The sequence below is a fragment of the Sphingomonas sp. FW306-1B-B10E genome, from assembly GCF_058782005.1.
On sequence record NZ_JBYSXG010000013.1, the window covers coordinates 1 to 15,701 of the forward strand.

At 65.5% G+C, this 15,701-nt stretch carries 17 protein-coding genes; 7 read left to right on the top strand and 10 right to left on the bottom strand.

Annotation, left to right across the window (positions count from 1 at the left end; translation table 11 throughout):
* Positions 1–32: 32 nt before the first annotated feature.
* The 4 genes from AC3WJI_RS07185 to AC3WJI_RS07200 all read right to left on the bottom strand — a co-directional run bounded on the left by AC3WJI_RS07185 (position 33) and on the right by AC3WJI_RS07200 (position 5,044).
* The gene (locus AC3WJI_RS07185; protein WP_492756574.1) at positions 33–1,817 is read right to left on the bottom strand and encodes a methyl-accepting chemotaxis protein; all 1,785 of its coding nucleotides are present in this window, start codon (positions 1,815–1,817) and stop codon (positions 33–35) included.
* A gap of 75 nt (positions 1,818–1,892) precedes the next feature.
* On the bottom strand, positions 1,893–3,488 hold the full coding sequence (locus AC3WJI_RS07190; RefSeq protein ID WP_492756575.1) for a DHA2 family efflux MFS transporter permease subunit: 1,596 nt from the start codon (positions 3,486–3,488) through the stop codon (positions 1,893–1,895).
* Position 3,489: 1 nt separating this feature from the next.
* Complete coding sequence (locus AC3WJI_RS07195; protein ID WP_492756576.1) at positions 3,490–4,605, bottom strand: HlyD family secretion protein; 1,116 nt, start codon at positions 4,603–4,605, stop codon at positions 3,490–3,492.
* The gene (locus AC3WJI_RS07200; protein WP_492756577.1) at positions 4,598–5,044 is read right to left on the bottom strand and encodes a MarR family winged helix-turn-helix transcriptional regulator; all 447 of its coding nucleotides are present in this window, start codon (positions 5,042–5,044) and stop codon (positions 4,598–4,600) included. The genes AC3WJI_RS07195 and AC3WJI_RS07200 overlap by 8 nt, the downstream gene beginning before the upstream one ends.
* A 93-nt stretch (positions 5,045–5,137) precedes the next feature.
* Here AC3WJI_RS07200 and AC3WJI_RS07205 point away from each other — a divergent pair, with 93 nt between their 5' ends.
* The 5 genes from AC3WJI_RS07205 (at position 5,138) to AC3WJI_RS07225 (ending at position 9,735) form a co-directional block, all read left to right on the top strand.
* A complete protein-coding gene (locus AC3WJI_RS07205) occupies positions 5,138–5,581 on the top strand; it encodes a GFA family protein (RefSeq protein ID WP_492756578.1) in 444 nt (147 codons plus the stop codon).
* A complete protein-coding gene (locus AC3WJI_RS07210) occupies positions 5,562–6,323 on the top strand; it encodes an alpha/beta fold hydrolase (RefSeq protein WP_492756579.1) in 762 nt (253 codons plus the stop codon). The genes AC3WJI_RS07205 and AC3WJI_RS07210 overlap by 20 nt, the downstream gene beginning before the upstream one ends.
* Positions 6,324–6,557: 234 nt before the next feature.
* Positions 6,558–8,387, top strand: coding sequence for a M2 family metallopeptidase (locus tag AC3WJI_RS07215; protein ID WP_492756580.1), 1,830 nt, complete (start codon positions 6,558–6,560; stop codon positions 8,385–8,387).
* Entirely contained in the window at positions 8,384–8,947 is a 564-nt protein-coding gene (locus AC3WJI_RS07220; RefSeq protein ID WP_492756581.1) for a hypothetical protein, read from the top strand. Before AC3WJI_RS07215 ends, AC3WJI_RS07220 begins: the two co-directional genes overlap by 4 nt.
* 47 nt (positions 8,948–8,994) lie before the next feature.
* Positions 8,995–9,735, top strand: a complete 741-nt coding sequence (locus AC3WJI_RS07225; RefSeq protein WP_492756582.1) for an SIMPL domain-containing protein — start codon at positions 8,995–8,997, stop codon at positions 9,733–9,735.
* A gap of 6 nt (positions 9,736–9,741) precedes the next feature.
* Here the strand turns inward: AC3WJI_RS07225 and AC3WJI_RS07230 are convergent, their stop codons facing one another.
* From AC3WJI_RS07230 to AC3WJI_RS07245, 4 genes are all read right to left on the bottom strand, one after another.
* Complete coding sequence (locus tag AC3WJI_RS07230) at positions 9,742–9,882, bottom strand: hypothetical protein (protein ID WP_492756583.1); 141 nt, start codon at positions 9,880–9,882, stop codon at positions 9,742–9,744.
* A gap of 45 nt (positions 9,883–9,927) precedes the next feature.
* Complete coding sequence (locus AC3WJI_RS07235) at positions 9,928–11,364, bottom strand: AMP nucleosidase (RefSeq protein WP_492756584.1); 1,437 nt, start codon at positions 11,362–11,364, stop codon at positions 9,928–9,930.
* A gap of 89 nt (positions 11,365–11,453) precedes the next feature.
* On the bottom strand, positions 11,454–11,711 hold the full coding sequence (locus tag AC3WJI_RS07240; protein ID WP_492756585.1) for a hypothetical protein: 258 nt from the start codon (positions 11,709–11,711) through the stop codon (positions 11,454–11,456).
* Between the two features lie 74 nt (positions 11,712–11,785).
* On the bottom strand, positions 11,786–12,268 hold the full coding sequence (locus tag AC3WJI_RS07245; protein ID WP_492756586.1) for a peroxiredoxin: 483 nt from the start codon (positions 12,266–12,268) through the stop codon (positions 11,786–11,788).
* A 95-nt stretch (positions 12,269–12,363) separates the two neighbouring features.
* On the opposite strand from AC3WJI_RS07245, the gene AC3WJI_RS07250 reads away from it, so the two are divergent.
* Positions 12,364–12,924: a YqgE/AlgH family protein gene (locus tag AC3WJI_RS07250; RefSeq protein WP_492756587.1), complete on the top strand. Its 561-nt coding sequence runs from the start codon at positions 12,364–12,366 to the stop codon at positions 12,922–12,924.
* A gap of 23 nt (positions 12,925–12,947) precedes the next feature.
* Here the strand turns inward: AC3WJI_RS07250 and rplM are convergent, their stop codons facing one another.
* Entirely contained in the window at positions 12,948–13,403 is a 456-nt protein-coding gene (gene rplM, locus AC3WJI_RS07255; protein WP_492756632.1) for a 50S ribosomal protein L13, read from the bottom strand.
* Positions 13,404–13,581: 178 nt separating this feature from the next.
* The gene (locus AC3WJI_RS07260) at positions 13,582–14,061 is read right to left on the bottom strand and encodes an ADP-ribosyltransferase (protein WP_492756588.1); all 480 of its coding nucleotides are present in this window, start codon (positions 14,059–14,061) and stop codon (positions 13,582–13,584) included.
* Positions 14,062–14,230: 169 nt separating this feature from the next.
* On the opposite strand from AC3WJI_RS07260, the gene ahcY reads away from it, so the two are divergent.
* Positions 14,231–15,655, top strand: coding sequence for an adenosylhomocysteinase (gene ahcY / locus AC3WJI_RS07265; RefSeq protein WP_492756589.1), 1,425 nt, complete (start codon positions 14,231–14,233; stop codon positions 15,653–15,655).
* The last annotated feature ends 46 nt before the right edge of the window (positions 15,656–15,701 follow it).

Here is a 15,701-nt window from a genome sequence, read left to right on the forward strand (position 1 = left end):
CCCCCGACCCCTCCCTTGCAGGGAGGGGAGAATTACTGCGCCGTCGTCGGACCAGCGACTTCGAAGACGTCGCGGCGGATGCTGCGGGTTTCCTGGACGCGGAAGGTGCGCGCCTGCTGGGCGAGGCGATCGACCTGCTCGGAGAGGTTGCGCGCGGCGGCCGAGGTTTCCTCGACCATGGCTGCGTTCTGCTGGGTCGAGCGGTCCATCGCGCCGATCGCGGTGCTGATCTCGCCGATCGCGGAGGACTGCGCCGAATTGTCGGTGGCGATCCGCGCGACCAGGCCGTGGACCTCGCCGACGGTGTCGACGATTCCGGAAAGCGCCGCGTCGACCTTCTCAACCGCATCGACGGCCGAGACGATGTCCGTCTGCGTAGCGGTGAGTTGGTCGCGGGCGCGGGCGGCTTCCTCTTCCGAGCGCATTGCGAGCGCGGACACCAGGTCGGCGACGACCGCGAAGCCACGCCCGGCCTCGCCGGCGCGCCCAGCCTCAACGGCCGCGTTCATCGCGAGAACGCGGGTCTGGAAGGCGATCTTGTCGAGGCCCTCGATCACGCTGTCGATGCCCTTGGCGCCCTCGGCAACCCGGCTCATCGCCTGCACCGCATCGTCGGCAACGGCACGGCCACCCGAGACGATGGTGATAGCGCCATCGGCACGTTCGACGGTGCGCGTCGCAGCCGACGCGGTTTCGCCGACGCGATCGTTCATCTGGGTAACCGCGGCAGCGGTCTCTTCGAGGCTGGCGGCATTGCTCTCGGTGCGGCGCGCCAGGTCCTCGGACGCGGTGGCAATCTCGGTCGCACCGCTGCGGATCGTGTCGGTGCTCTCGAGCACGGTGCCGACCAGGGTCGAAAGCGCACCCAGCGCGTCGTTGAAATTGGTGCGCAGCTCGGCATAGCTGGCCGGGAAGCGCGCATCGAGCGTCGCGCCGAGATCGCCCTCGGATACCCGGCGGAGCGATTCGTTGAGCACCGTCATCGCGGTCTGGCGCTCGGCATCGGCAGCGCGGCTGCTCGCTTCGATCTGCTGGCGCGCGACCGCGGCGTCGCGGAAGCTGACCAGCGCATTGGCCATGCGGCCGATTTCGTCGCGGCGGTCGCGGCCGGGAATCTCGGTGGTGGTCGAGCCTTTGGCGAGGTCCTGCATCGCCGCATTCATCGTGCCGAGCGGACGGAACATCGCCCGGCTGAGCGCGAAGATTGCCGCGGCGATTACCAGCGTCGCGAACAACACGCCGATCGCCATCGACCAGCGCAGCGACGAGACCGCGGCGAGCGCCTCGTCCTTGGGGATACCGACATAGAGCACGCCGATGACGTTGCCGTCTTTGTCCTTGATCGGATCATAGGCTGTGAAGAAGGCACGGCCGAGAATGTCGGCATCGCCGCGGAAGGGCTTGCCCTGGCCGAGCACGGCGTCATGCGCGGCGCCGGCGGCGAGCGTGGTGCCGACCGCGCGGCTGCCGTCGGGCTTGGTGACGTTGGTGGTGATGCGCTTGTCGCCGCGGAAGACCGTCGCCGTGCCGCCGACGAGCGTCTTCACGAGGTCGACCGGCTGGGTCCAGTCGTTGAGCTTCTTGTCGCCGACATAGAGGTCGTCGCCATCGGCACGGAACTGGGCGCCGTCGCGGCGCAGCACGTCCCATGCCACGCGCATGTTGGTCTCCTGGCGCTCGGCGGCCTGGCGTTCGGCATCGGCCGTGATCGAGCGATCGGCGATGACGAACACGGTGAGGGCCAGCACGAGCAAGGCGGCGATGGTGAGTACCGTCGTCTTGGTGGCGAGCGGGAGAGCATTGAACTTGGCGAGCATGGGGCCTCGGGGGAAAGCACGCGCCGGAAAGGCGAGGGGTTTGCTTTCTTTATAGAGGCTAATCCGCGGCTTGGCTCAGTGCCCCGCCGCGGAAGGGTCGTTCTCCATTTTCGCCTTGGGCTTCTGAAGCAGTACGACAAGTGGCACACTGATGGCAGTAACGATCGCCATCAGCCAGAAATCGTTGAGATAAGCGATCATGCCGGCCTGGCGGTTGACCTCTGCATCGATCATCCCGGTGACCATTGCCCCCGATGCCCCCAGCTGTCGCGCGATCGCGCCGACGCCATTCATCGTGTTCTCGGTGACGTGCTCGCCGAGATATTGGTGGCTACGCTGGATGTTCTGCGCGAGGATCGCACTGACCGCGGAGATGCCGACCGACGCGCCGATGTTACGCGTCAGATTGAGCAGGCTCGACCCCTCGGTGCGGAAGTGCGGCGGCAGCCCGGCAAAGGCGAGTCCATTGAGCGGCATGAACACAAGGCCCAAGCCCAAGCCCTGGACGAAGCCCGAGATGATGAACGGCGTGCTGCCCATCATCAGCGTCCAGCTCGACATTTCCCAAAGCGAGAAGGCGGCAATGGCGAGGCCGATGCCCACCGACCAGCGCGGATCGAGCCAGCCGCGCTGGATCAGCTGCGCGCCGACGAACATCGTGAACACCACGCCGACGCCGCGCGGCATCAGAAGCACACCGGTGTCGAATACCGAATAGCCATAGAGATTCTGCAGCATCGGCGGCAGCAGCGCCATGGTCGCCATCATCACCAGGCCGATCACCAGCATGAAGAAGATTCCGGTGACGAGGTTGCGATAGCGCCACAACTGACGCTCGAACATCGGGTTCTTCGCAGTGAAGAGGTGGACGACGAACATCCACAAGGCGATGATCGCCACCAGCATCTCGACCCAGATCTCGGTCGAGGAGAACCAGTCCTGGTCCTGGCCGCGGTCGAGCATCAGCTGCAGCGCGGCAATCCCGATCGCGAGCAACGAGAACCCGAGCGCGTCGAAGCCGCGCTTGCGGATCGGGCGCGACGGCAGCAGCCACCAAAGGAGCGCGATGCAGACCACGCCCACGGGCAGGTTGACGTAGAACACCCAGCGCCAATTGAAATTGTCGGTGAGATAACCCCCGATCAGCGGTCCCATGATCGGCCCGACCATGATGCCCATGCCCCAGATCGACATCGCCTTGGGCTGGTCGGCCGGCTTGTTGATGTCGAGCATGACGGTCTGGCTGAGCGGGTTGAGGAACGCCGCGGTGATTCCCTGGAGGATGCGGAAGGCGACCATCTCCTCAAGCGTCTGCGCAGCGCCGCACATCGCCGAGGCGATGACGAAGCCCACCGTCGAGATGAGGAACAGGTTGCGCGAGCCGATCCGGTCGGAGAGCCAGCCGGTGATCGGGATCGCGATCGCCGAGGCGACGATATAGCTGGTCAGCACCCAGTTGATCGTATCGCGGGTGGCGCCGAGCGTCGCCTGCATGTGCGGGATCGCCACGTTGGCGATCGTGGTGTCGAGGATCTGCATGATCGTCGCCATCATGACGCCGAGCGTGAGCAGGCCCTTATACTTCACGGGAAGCGCCGCGCCCCCGGCCGGTGCGACCGAGGGCGCGGCGGCCGGCGCCTTGCCGGCGCCGCCGGAGGCTGCCGTCGCCATGTTACTCGCAGGGTCCGTCGAACTTGACCTCGACGTCGGCCGACAGGCCGGCGATCATCTCGCGCGGGCTCTTGCCGTCGATCGCGATGCGCACCGGCACGCGCTGGGTGACCTTGACCCAATTGCCGTTGGCGTTCTGCGCCGGGAGCACCGAGAATTCCGAGCCGGTGCCGGCGCCGATCGACTCGACCTTGCCGCGGAGCTTGAGGTGCGGATAGGCGTCGAAGCTGACCAGGGCGCATTGGCCGACATGCATACGGTCGAGATCGGTTTCCTTGAAGTTGGCGTCGATCCAGGCGGGCTTGTTCGACACGATCGTCACCGCCGGCAGACCGGTGATCATCTGCGCACCGACCTGGAGGCTCTTGGTCTGACTGATGATGCCGTCGATCGGCGCACGCACCTCGGTGCGGGCGAGATCGAGCTGGGCCTTGGCGAGCTGGACGCGAGCCGCCGCAATCGCCGGGTTTTCACCGGGCACCGCGGCGCCGGTGGCGATCTTGGCGCGCGCCTCGGCGGCGTCGGACTGGGCGTTCTGGAGCTGCGCGCGGGCCTGTTCGAGCGCATGCTGCGCGGCGTCGTAGCTGGCGCGGGTGGTGAAGCCTTGCTTCATCAGAGCCGCCTGGCGACCGAAGGTCTCCTGCGCCTGCGCCACCGCGGAGCGCGCGGCCTCGATATCGGCGCCGGTGCCCTGATAGCTGACCTTGTCGGTATTGAGCTGGACCTGCGCCGCGGCGATCGCCGCCTGCGCCTGCGACACCGCGATGCGATAGGGCTCGGGATCGATGCGGAATAGCAGGTCGCCGGCCTTGACCAGCTGGTTCTCCTTGACCCCGACCGCGACGATACGTCCGGCGACATCGCTCGACACCGAGACCTTATCCTGCTGGACATAGGCATTGTCGGTCGAGACGCTGTGGCCCGAATTCAGCCAGAAATAGCCGACCACCGCGACCAGCAGCAGCGGCACGCCGAACATCAGCAGCGGACGCAGCCAGCTGCGGCGCGGCTTGCTGACCTCGACCGGCTCGGGCGCGGCCGTACCGGTTGCGGCAGGCTGTTCGACCGTGATCGCCTCTTCGGGCTGCTTCTGAATCTTGGGATCTGCGTCAGCCATTGGCCGCCTCTTTGCGCTCGGGGAGGTTGTTCAGGTTGGAACGGATTGCCTGCAGGCTCGCGATCAGCGCGTCCCGCGCTTCGGGGTTCAGCCCGTGCAGCGCATCTTCGATCATTTCGCCGGCCAGGATGTGGAGATCGGCGAGCACCGGGCTCGCGGCATCGGTCAGGTGGATCCGCCACGCCCGGCGGTCGGCCGGATCGCGGCGGCGCTCGACGAACCCGGCTTCCTCCATCCGATCGATCATGCGGCAGCAGGTGATCGGCTCGACCTCAAGCAACTCGGCAAGCTGTCCCTGGTTTAGTCCAGGCTGGCGCTCCAATATCTTGAGCACCCGCCATTGGGCCACGCTGGCGCCGCTCGCGCGTGCGCGCTCGTCGAATCGACGGCGCAGCAGGCGCGAGACATCGCTCAACAGAAAGCCCAAGGTTTCAGCCATACCTCACATATAATAAGCAGGCTTATCAATTGCAATTGAGGACGCGGTTGATTTTTGTGCAATGCAACAACTCAGGATGCAGGAGATGCAATCATGGCGGGCGAGATGACAGGCGGATGCCAGTGCGGACGGATTCGCTACCGCGCGAGCGTGCACGACGACGAGGGCTATCTCTGCCATTGCCGCATGTGCCAGCGCGCCACCGGCGGCGTCTCGATCGCGTTCAAGAACCTGTATAAGAGCGACGTGGCCTGGGCGACCGAGCCCGACCGCTACGAATCCTCGCCGATCGCGCAGCGCGGCTTCTGCGCCCGCTGCGGCACACCGCTGACCTACGAAGCCTATGGCCACGACCGTATGGATCTGACCATCGGCAGCTTCGACGACCCGTCGGGCTTCAAGCCGGTCTCGAACTCGGGCTGCGAGAGCTGGCATCGCGACTGGCTTGACACCAGCCACTTGCCCGCCTCACGGACCGAACAGAACCCGAGCCTCGTGCAACGCTGGATGGATAAAGTTGGCAAGCTTCCCGACTGAGACGCACCGCTTCAAGAGCTTCGACGGCGTCGAGCTCGCCTGGACCGAGATGGGAGAGGGCAGGCCGGTGATGCTGATCCACGGCTATTTCTCGACCGCGGAGGTCAACTGGATCAAATATGGCCACGCCGCCAAGCTCGCCGCGCGCGGCTTCCGCGTGGTCATGCCCGATCTGCGCGGGCACGGGCAGAGCGACCGGCCGCACGATCCTGCCGCTTATCCGCACGACGTGCTGATGCGCGACGGCTTCGCCCTGATCGAACATCTCGGGCTCGAGGACTATGATCTCGGCGGCTACTCGCTCGGCGGGCGTACGACGCTGCGCATGCTGGTGAACGGTGCGACGCCGCGGCGGGCGGTGCTGTGCGGGATGGGACTGCAGGGGCTCACTCATACGCAGGGACGCGGCGCCTATTTCCGGCGGGTGCTCACCAATCTGGGCAGCTTCGAGCGCGGCAGCTCGGAATGGCTGACCGAGGCGTTCCTCAAGACGACCAAGGGCGATCCCGAGGCATTGCTGCTGATCCTCGAGACCTTCGTCGATACGACTGAAACCGAGATTGCGGCGATCGACGTCCCGACTTTGGTCGTCACCGGCGCCGAGGATTTCGACAACGGCTCGGCGCAGGAAGTCGCCGACTTGCTGCCGGACGGGCGGTTTGTCGAGATCCCGGGCAATCACATGAGCGCGGTCACCCGGCCGGAGCTGGGCGATGCCATCGTCCAGTTTTTGACGGACTGATTCACTTGCTCCGTCACCCCGGCCTTGTGCGGGGGCCCACTGCGCCTCCTGCGATGAGCTCGAGCCTCATGCTCCATCCTCGCCTCCCGGTGGACCCCGGCACAAGGCCGGGGTGACGAGTAGCGCAGGCGCTCTTCATCGCCTTCGATCTCACCCACATGGTCTGTGCTTGACGCCCGCCGACCCGCGCGCAATCGTTATGCCATTCAAAAGATCCTCAAGGGTTCCCGACACATGATCCGTACCGGCATTTCGATGCTCGCGCTCGCCGCATTGCTCGCCACGCCCGCCGTCTCGCAAACCGCGGCCCCCACCGCGCAGGCCGCGCCCACCGCCGCCGAGGCGCAGGCCTTTCTCGACCGCGTCCAGAAGGAAGTGACCGAGTTCAACCTCACCGCGCAACGTGTCGCCTGGATCAACGCGACCTACATCACCGACGACACCGATGCGCTCGCCGCCGAATATGGCGCGCGCGGCACCGAGATGGCGGTGCGCTACGCGCTCGACGCGGCGAAGTTCCAGAAGGCCGCGGGGCTCAGCGCCGAGCAGAAGCGGCAGCTCGACATGCTGCGCAGCGCGATCACGCTGCCGGCGCCGACCACGCCGGGCGCCGCCCAGCAGCTCTCGGACATCTCGACCCGGCTCGGCTCGATGTACGGGAAGGGCAAGGGCGCGCTCAACGGCAAGCCGATCAGCGGCAGCGACATTGAGGCGGCGATGGGCGAGAGCCGCAACCCGCAAGAGCTCCAGGAGATGTGGACCAGCTGGAACGACCAGGTCGGCGCACCGATGCGCGGCGACTATGCCAAGATGGTCGGCATCGCCAACCAGGGCGCGACCGAGCTCGGCTTTCCGGATACGGGAACGATGTGGCGCTCGGCCTATGACATGCCGCCGGAAGACTTCGCCAAGCTGACCGACAAATTGTGGAACGACGTCAAGCCGCTCTACGTCGCGCTGCACACCTATGTCCGCCGCAAGCTCAACGAGAAGTACGGCGACGCGGTCCAGCCGAAGACGGGGCCGATCCGCGCCGATCTGCTCGGCAACATGTGGGCGCAGGAATGGGGCAACATCTACGACGTGGTCGCACCCGCGGGCGCCGGCGACGTCGGCTACGATACCGGCGAGCTGCTCAAGGCCAAGGGCTATGACTGGAAGAAGATGGTCCAGACCGGCGAGGGCTTCTATTCCTCGCTCGGCTTCGCGCCGCTGCCCGACAGCTTCTGGCAGCACTCGTTGTTCCTCAAGCCCGCCGATCGCGAAGTGCTCTGCCACGCCTCGGCCTGGGACGTCGACGAGAAGGACGACCTGCGCATCAAGATGTGCATCAAGGTGAATTCGGACGACTTCGTCACGATCCATCACGAACTCGGCCACAATTATTATCAGCGCGCCTACAACGACCTGCCGCAGCTCTATCGCAACGGCGCCAATGATGGCTTCCATGAAGCGATCGGCGATTTCGTCGCGCTTTCGATCACGCCCGAATATCTCGTGCAGATCGGGCTGCTCGACAAGAGCGCGGTGCCAGGCGCCGACAAGGACACCGGGCTGCTGCTCCGCCAGGCGATGGACAAGGTTGCGTTCCTGCCCTTCGGGCTGCTCGTCGACAAATATCGCTGGCAGATCTTCTCGGGGGCGATCAAGCCGACCGAGTACCAGGCGGGCTGGGACAAGCTGCGCCTGCAATATCAGGGGCTGAAGCCGCCGGTCGCGCGCGATGAGACCAGGTTCGACGCTGGCGCCAAATACCATGTCGCCGGCAGCGTGCCCTATACCCGCTACTTCCTCGCGCGCTTGCTTCAGTTCCAGTTCTTCAAGGCGGCGTGCGACCAGGCCGGCTGGAAGGGACCGCTCCATCGCTGCTCCTTCTACGGCAACAAGGAAGTCGGCACCCGGCTCAACACGATGCTCGCGATGGGCGCGTCGAAGCCCTGGCCCGACGCGCTCCAGGCGTTCACCGGCAGCCGCGAAATCTCGGGCAAGCCGATGATGGAATATTTCGCGCCGCTCAAGAAGTGGCTCGACCAGCAGAACAAGGGGCAGCCCCAGGGGTGGTGAGGCTGCTGCTCGCGCTGGCGCTCGCCGCGATTCCAGCTTCGGACGGGATTTCGGCGTTCGCCGGCGGGCGCGAGCGTTCGCCTGACGGAAAATGGGGGGTCTGGGCAGCCGCCGCCGATCCCGACAGCGAACGCGCGGCCGCAGTGGCGCGGCTCAGCGGGCCGGGGGTGCGCGATCGTGAGCTGATGCGGTTTGCTCGGCATATCGATGTGCTCTGGCCCCAGGAAGCCCCCGGCACCGTGCTGCTCGTTCAACGCACGACGCGGTTCGCAGCGGTCTACGCCTTCACGCTCGGTCCGGTGGAAACCTTGGAGGACCGCATCCAGAGCGACCTTGATCGCGGATTGGCCCGACAGGCACCGCGACTAGGGACGATCGAGAACCGGCAGATCGCGTTTGGCCGCCTTGGTCCTGCGACTTGCGTCCTCGTCGAGGAATCTGGCCTATCCCCGGGGCAGGCGACGGGCAGCTTCATCGCGCGTCGCGGCGCCTTCCGCCTCGACCTTGCCGAACGCCGCGCGGTGGCCGTTCCGGAATGTCCGGGAGCGCGGATCGACTAACCTGCCCGGGCTCGGCTAAGGCGGCGGCGACAAGGGGAGATTCGATCATGTTGAAAGCTGCATTCGCACTCGCATTGCTCGGCGCGCCGCTGGCGGCACAGGCGCAGACCGCGACCGGCCCCGTTTCGGTCGAGATCGTCACCACCGGCCAGGTCAGCGTGCCCGCGGACCGCTATCGGCTGTCGGTGACGCTGACGGCCAAGGGCAAGGACGAGACCGCTGCCGGCGCGGTATTGGCCGCGAACCGCGCCAAGCTGATGCAGGCGCTCGCGGCGCTCAACATCCGCGAAGCGACCCCCGACCTCAGCACGTCGAGCTCGATCATCAACCTGATCTCGAGCTTCGGCGGCGGCAAGTCCAAGCCGAGCTTCAGCCTCGATACGGTCGACGAGGATAGCGATGCGACGCCGCAGTCGACCGCGACCGAGACCTTGGCGCTCGACGCGCCGAACCGCGCCGCGGTCGACAAGGCGCGCGCGCCGGTCGAGGCGAATGGCGGCAAGCTCGATGACGACGTGCTGCCGTTGCTCAACGACTATGTCGCGCCGACCCGCGCCGCCAAAGCGGCGGCGATCAAGAAGGCGCAGGGCGAGGCTGATGCCTATGCTGCGACGCTGGGATTGAAGCGCAGCGTGGTCACCAAGGTGAGCGAGAAGCAGGATCCGACCGCCGGCGCGCTTGCGCTGATCGGTGAGCTGGTCGCGGTCGTCGCCCCCAAGCACGAGGCCGGCGTCGACAAGGTCACCGTCAACGCCAGCCTCGTCGTGGAATTCCAGCTCAGCCGCTGACGCGGCTCACTCCGGTATCTGATCGGGGATCGTGTTCTCGTCGGCGATCCCCGCTTCGAACTCGGCCGAGGAGTCGGTGCCGTCGGGCTGGTGCGCCTGCGCCCCTTCCTCGGTTTCGAGCGGCGGCTGGTTTTCGGGATCGGTCATCGAGGCTCTCCTTCGAGGACCCAACGCACGATCGCGCTTCCGGTCTCAGCGGAACGGCGGCTCGTTGAACGCACGCAGCTTGCGGCTGTGCAGCTTGGCGCCCTCCCGCCGCAGCTCCTCGACCGTCTCGATGCCGATGCGGAGATGCTCGTTGATCGCGCGCTCGTAGAAGCGGTTGGCCTGGCCGGGGAGCTTGAGCTCGCCGTGGAGCGGCTTGTCCGAGACGCAGAGCAGCGTGCCGTAGGGCACGCGGAAGCGATAGCCCTGCGCGGCGAGCGTGGCCGATTCCATGTCGACGCCGACCGCGCGGCTTAGCGAGAAGCGCAAAGCCGTCGCCGAATAGCGCAGCTCCCAATTGCGATCGTCGGTAGTGACGATCGTGCCGGTGCGCAGCCGCTGCTTGAGTTCGTCGCCCGACTGGCCCGACACCGTCTCGGCGGCGCGGGCCAGCGCCAGCTGGACCTCGGCGATCGCCGGGATCGGGATCTCGGGCGGCAGCACGTCGTCCATGATGTGATCGTCGCGCAGATAGGCATGGGCGAGGACATAATCGCCGATCCGCTGGCTCGGCCGCAGCCCGCCGCAATGGCCGATCATCAGCCACGCCTCGGGGCGGAGCACCGCGAGATGGTCGGTGATCGTCTTGGCGTTGGAGGGGCCGACGCCGATATTGACCAGGGTGATCCCGGTCCGGCCCGGCGCCATCAGGTGATAGGCCGGCATCTGGTGGCGGCGCCAGGCGCTGTCCGAGATCAGCCGGTCCATGTCGTCGGCGCTCTCGACGACGATCCCGCCGGCGCCCGACACGCCGGTGAAGCGGCTGCCTTCGCCCAACTGGCTGCACGCCCAGCGGACGAACTCGTCGACATAGCGGTGATAGTTGGTGAACAGGATGTACTGCTGGACATGCTCGATCGGCGTGCCGGTGTAATGGCGCAGGCGGGCGAGGCTGAAATCGGTGCGCAGCCCGTCGAACAGCGCGAGCGGGCGGGTGCCGTCGTGCGAGAACCACAGGCCGTCGGCGATCTCGTCGCCGATATGCGCGAGCTCGGTCGCAGGGAAGTGGCGCGCGAGCTCGGTCGCCGAGACCTCGTCGAGGCGCAGCGCATGGCCGGGATCGAGGACATAGGCGAACGGGATTTCCTGGCGGCCGGTCGCGGCGTCGACCTCGACGTCATAATCCTCGATCAGGAAAGTGAGCTGCTCGATCAGATAGTCCGAGAAGATCGCCGGCTTGGTGACGCTGATCCGGTATTCGCCCGGATCGATCAGCCGGCCGAACGAGCGCGGCGGGGCGGGGCGGTCGTCGCCGCCGCGATAGGTGAGGCGGATCTCGGGATAGGCGAACGAGCCGTCGGTGCGGCTCGACGGCGCCGGCGGCGTGCCGTCGGTCAGATAGCGATTGAGCGCGGTCTGCAGGCGGTCGACGGAGGCGCGATAGAGGCGGTCCAGCTCGGCGACGATGTCGGATGCTTGAGTCATCTTGGATCGCTAAAGCGCGAAGATGACGCTGGCAAGACTTTGGAAAAGACTGGGGCTCCCCTTCGTCTGAAGGAGAGCCCGAAAGTGGATTACTTCTTCGCCGGCGATCCGTTGCCGCCCTTGTCGCCGCCCAGCTGGGTGGCGGCGTAGACCGCACCGCCGACCGCGGCCGCGGTGCCGGCGGCGACCGCTGCCGCGGCGACCGGATGGTCCTTCACTGCCTGCACGGTCGCGTCGACGGCATCGCCGATCACTTCCTGCGCACTGGCGATAAAGGATTTTTCGCTGCCGGAATTCGCACTGTTGGTGGCGTTATCGTTGGTGCTGCTGTTGCTAGTGTTGGCCATGATGCTTCCCTTCGCACAAAGTCATCCCGAACAACTCCCGCACCCGCGCGCCAGTTCCGTTACGGCTCCGACGCTTACAGCCGGCCGAGCAGATAATCGGCCGAGCTGACTTCGAACGCGCCGGGCGCCTCGACGTTAAGCTGCTCGACCACGCCGTCATTGACCAGCATCGAATAACGCTGGCCGCGCGTGCCGAGCCCGAAACCGCTGCCGTCCAGTTCGAGCCCGACCGCCTTGGCGAAGGTGCCGTTGCCGTCGGCGAGCATCGTCACCTTGCCGTCGACACCCGAAGCCTTGCCCCAGGCCCCCATCACGAACGCGTCGTTGACCGCAGTGCAGGCGATCTCGTCCACGCCCTTGGCCTTCAGTTCCTCGGCCTTCTCGACGAAGCCGGGGAGATGCTTGGCCGAGCAGGTCGGCGTGAACGCGCCCGGCACCGAGAAGAGCGCCACCTTGCGGCCGGCGAAATATTCGTCCGAGCCGACCTGCTCGGGGCCTTCCTCGGTCACCTTGACGAGCTGGGTGGTGGGAATGCGGTCGCCTACCTGGATGGTCATTTCTCTCTCCTCTTGAGGTCAGCGCACCAATCGGCGCGGTCGATGACATTTTCAAGCGTGACGGACCCGAAACTCGAGCGATAAGTTGACCTGTTATGGACTCGACCCCCTTCCTCACCGGCCAATTCCTCCTCGCGATGCCGGGGATCGGCGATCCGCGCTTCGAGCGCGCGGTGATCGCGATGTGCGCGCATGACGAGGAAGGCGCGCTCGGTATCGGCATCGGCGACACGATCGAGGGGCTGGGCCTCCACGAACTCCTGCGCCAATTCGAGATCGATCCCGGCGACGTGCCCGACGCGCCGGTCCATTTCGGCGGCCCGGTCGAGCCGCGGCGCGGCTTCGTGCTGCACTCGAGCGACTGGGGCGGGCAGGACACAATCGATGTCGACGGGCGCTGGGCGCTGTCGGGCACGATCGACGTGCTCAAGGCGATCGCCGAGGGCAATGGCCCGACCCGCTGGCTGGTCGCATTGGGCTATGCGGGCTGGGGCGAGGGGCAGCTCGACGAGGAGATGACGCGGCACGGCTGGTTCAGCACCGCGGGCGACACCGACCTGCTGTACGACGTCGATGCCGAAATGCGCTGGACCAAGGGATTCGAAATCGCGGGGATCGACCCGCGACTACTCGTCAACAGCACGGGGACGGCGTGAAGTGACCAGCCTGGCGAGATTGCCTAAGGACGCGCTTTTTTGCCTATCCTATCGATGTCCAGCAGTTCGGGATGCTCGTTTTCAAAGGAATGATCGGCTCCCGTGAAAATACGTAGGTGGCGCAGTTGCTCGCGACCAAGCGGTCCGCTTGGAATCATCCGTTCTACTGCCTTCGCGAGCACGCGCTCAGGAAACTGACGCTCGAGCCCCCTGGCGGCAGTGATCCCCTTGGCACCGCCCGCATAGCCGGTGTGCTTGTAATAGACCTTCTGGCCCAGCTTCTTGCCGGAGAGGCGGATCTTGTCAGCGTTGATCACTACGACATTGTCGCCACAATCGACATGCGGCGTGAAACCGGCCTTGTGCTTGCCGCGCAGGATGTGGGCGATAATCGTCGCGGCGCGGCCCACGACAAGCCCATCGGCATCGATCAAGTGCCATTTCCTGTCGCCCTTTGTGCCTGTCAGCCCGCTCGACAACCGTGACGGCGGTGCCGCCCTGCCATAGGTGCCGGTCACTCGCCCTTCGGCAGTCCGGACCAAAACGCGGGTATCTCCCTCGACATCGCGGCCCAAGTCGAGGCTGTTCACCGGGACGCTGCGCCGAACAACCGCCAGCCCTTCCGTACGAGACAAAGTGAAGCGTTCGGAGCGATCGTCAGCCATGTATCGCCTCCACGAGGATGCTGTCCGCGGTCTCAGCGGCCAGCAGTCTGAACTCAGTACCGCGCGGAAGGAGAAACTCGCCTTCGTCCGGGTAGCTGGAGAACGTCGACATATCGATGCCTATCATACCAGATCTGATATGGACCCCTAAAATCAGGCCGCCCGGCGGCCATGCTGCGAACAGCCGTGCCGCCTCCGGTGTCATCGAGGTGCTGGCATAGCCCGAATCTATGAAACCATCGCCGACTTGCAGGTTCATCCTGCGAATATAGGCAGCAGCATCGCCATTGACACCCCTGTATGCAATCAGATCATCCCGTACCCGGCTCCTGGCTATCGCCCGATCCAGCGACGCGACGGCTGCGCGAACTTCGGCGTCGCCGTCTTCGATGCCACGAAGATAGTCGTTGATCCTTCGATGCGACGGTCCGCAATACAGACGAAATGCTTTCACTTCGTCTTCGGTCCACATAGCGAAGCTATCGCAATTGTTTCAAATGACGGCAAGCGTCATCAAGCCGGTTGGCGCAAAGACATATAAAGATATCTTTATATCTGACTTGCGCATTCCCATCTGACGCGGTAGGGCGCGCCAATCGCGGCCGGCGAGTCCGGCGCGCGCACCTTTTACACTGCTGGAGATGCAGCCCGTGGCTACCGTGCTCGACAAGAACGACTATGTCATCAAGGACATCGAACTCGCCGCTTTCGGCCGCAAGGAAATCGAAATCGCCGAGACCGAGATGCCCGGCCTGATGGCGCTGCGCGACGAATTCGGCGCGTCGCAGCCGCTGAAGGGCGCCCGCATCACCGGCTCGCTCCACATGACGATCCAGACCGCCGTGCTGATCGAGACGCTGACCGCGCTCGGTGCGCAGGTGCGTTGGGCGACCTGCAACATCTTCTCGACCCAGGACCATGCCGCCGCGGCGATCGCCGCTGCCGGCATCCCGGTGTTCGCGGTCAAGGGCGAGAGCCTGGCCGATTATTGGGACTATGTCGGCGACATCTTCAACTGGGGCGCCGACGGTGACGGTACCACCGCCAACATCATCCTCGACGATGGCGGCGACGCCACGATGTTCGCTTTGTGGGGCGCCAAGCTCGAAGCCGGCGCGACGCTGGGCGAGCCGGAGAATGACGAGGAAGTCGAGTTCCAGCGCGCGCTCAAGGCGTTCGTGGCGAAGTATCCGGGCTATCTGACCCAGACCGTCAAGAACCTGAAGGGCGTATCGGAAGAGACCACCACCGGCGTCCATCGCCTGTACGAGATCGCCAAGAAGGGCGAGCTGCCCTTCCCGGCGATCAACGTCAACGACAGCGTCACCAAGTCGAAGTTCGACAATCTTTACGGCTGCAAGGAATCGCTCGTCGACGCGATCCGTCGCGCGACCGACGTGATGCTCGCCGGCAAGGTCGCCTGCGTCGCCGGCTTCGGCGACGTCGGCAAGGGCAGCGCCCAGTCGCTCCGCAACGGTGGCGCGCGCGTGCTCGTCACCGAGATCGATCCGATCTGCGCGCTGCAGGCGGCGATGGAAGGCTTCGAGGTTGTGACGATGGACGAGGCCGTCAAGCGCGCCGACATCTTCTGCACCGCCACCGGCAATGCCGACGTGATTACCGCCGATCACATGAAGGCGATGAAGCCGATGTCGATCGTCTGCAACATCGGCCACTTCGACTCGGAGATCCAGATCGCCGCGCTCAGCAACTATGAGTGGGACGAAGTGAAGCCGGGCACCGATCTGGTGAAGTTCCCCGACGGCAAGCAGATCATCATCCTCGCCAAGGGCCGTCTGGTGAACCTCGGCTGCGCGACGGGCCACCCGTCGTTCGTGATGTCGGCGTCGTTCACCAACCAGACGCTGGCGCAGATCGAGCTCTTCACCAAGGGCGAGAACTACAAGAACGAAGTGTACGTCCTGCCGAAGCACCTCGACGAGAAGGTTGCGGCGCTTCACCTGGAAAAGCTCGGCGTGAAACTGTCGAAGCTGACGAGCAAGCAGGCCGGCTATATCGGCGTGCCGGTCGAAGGTCCGTTCAAGCCGGATCACTACCGCTACTGAGGCTTTCGGGCATCACTGCGAAAAAACGGGCCGCGCTTTCCTTGGG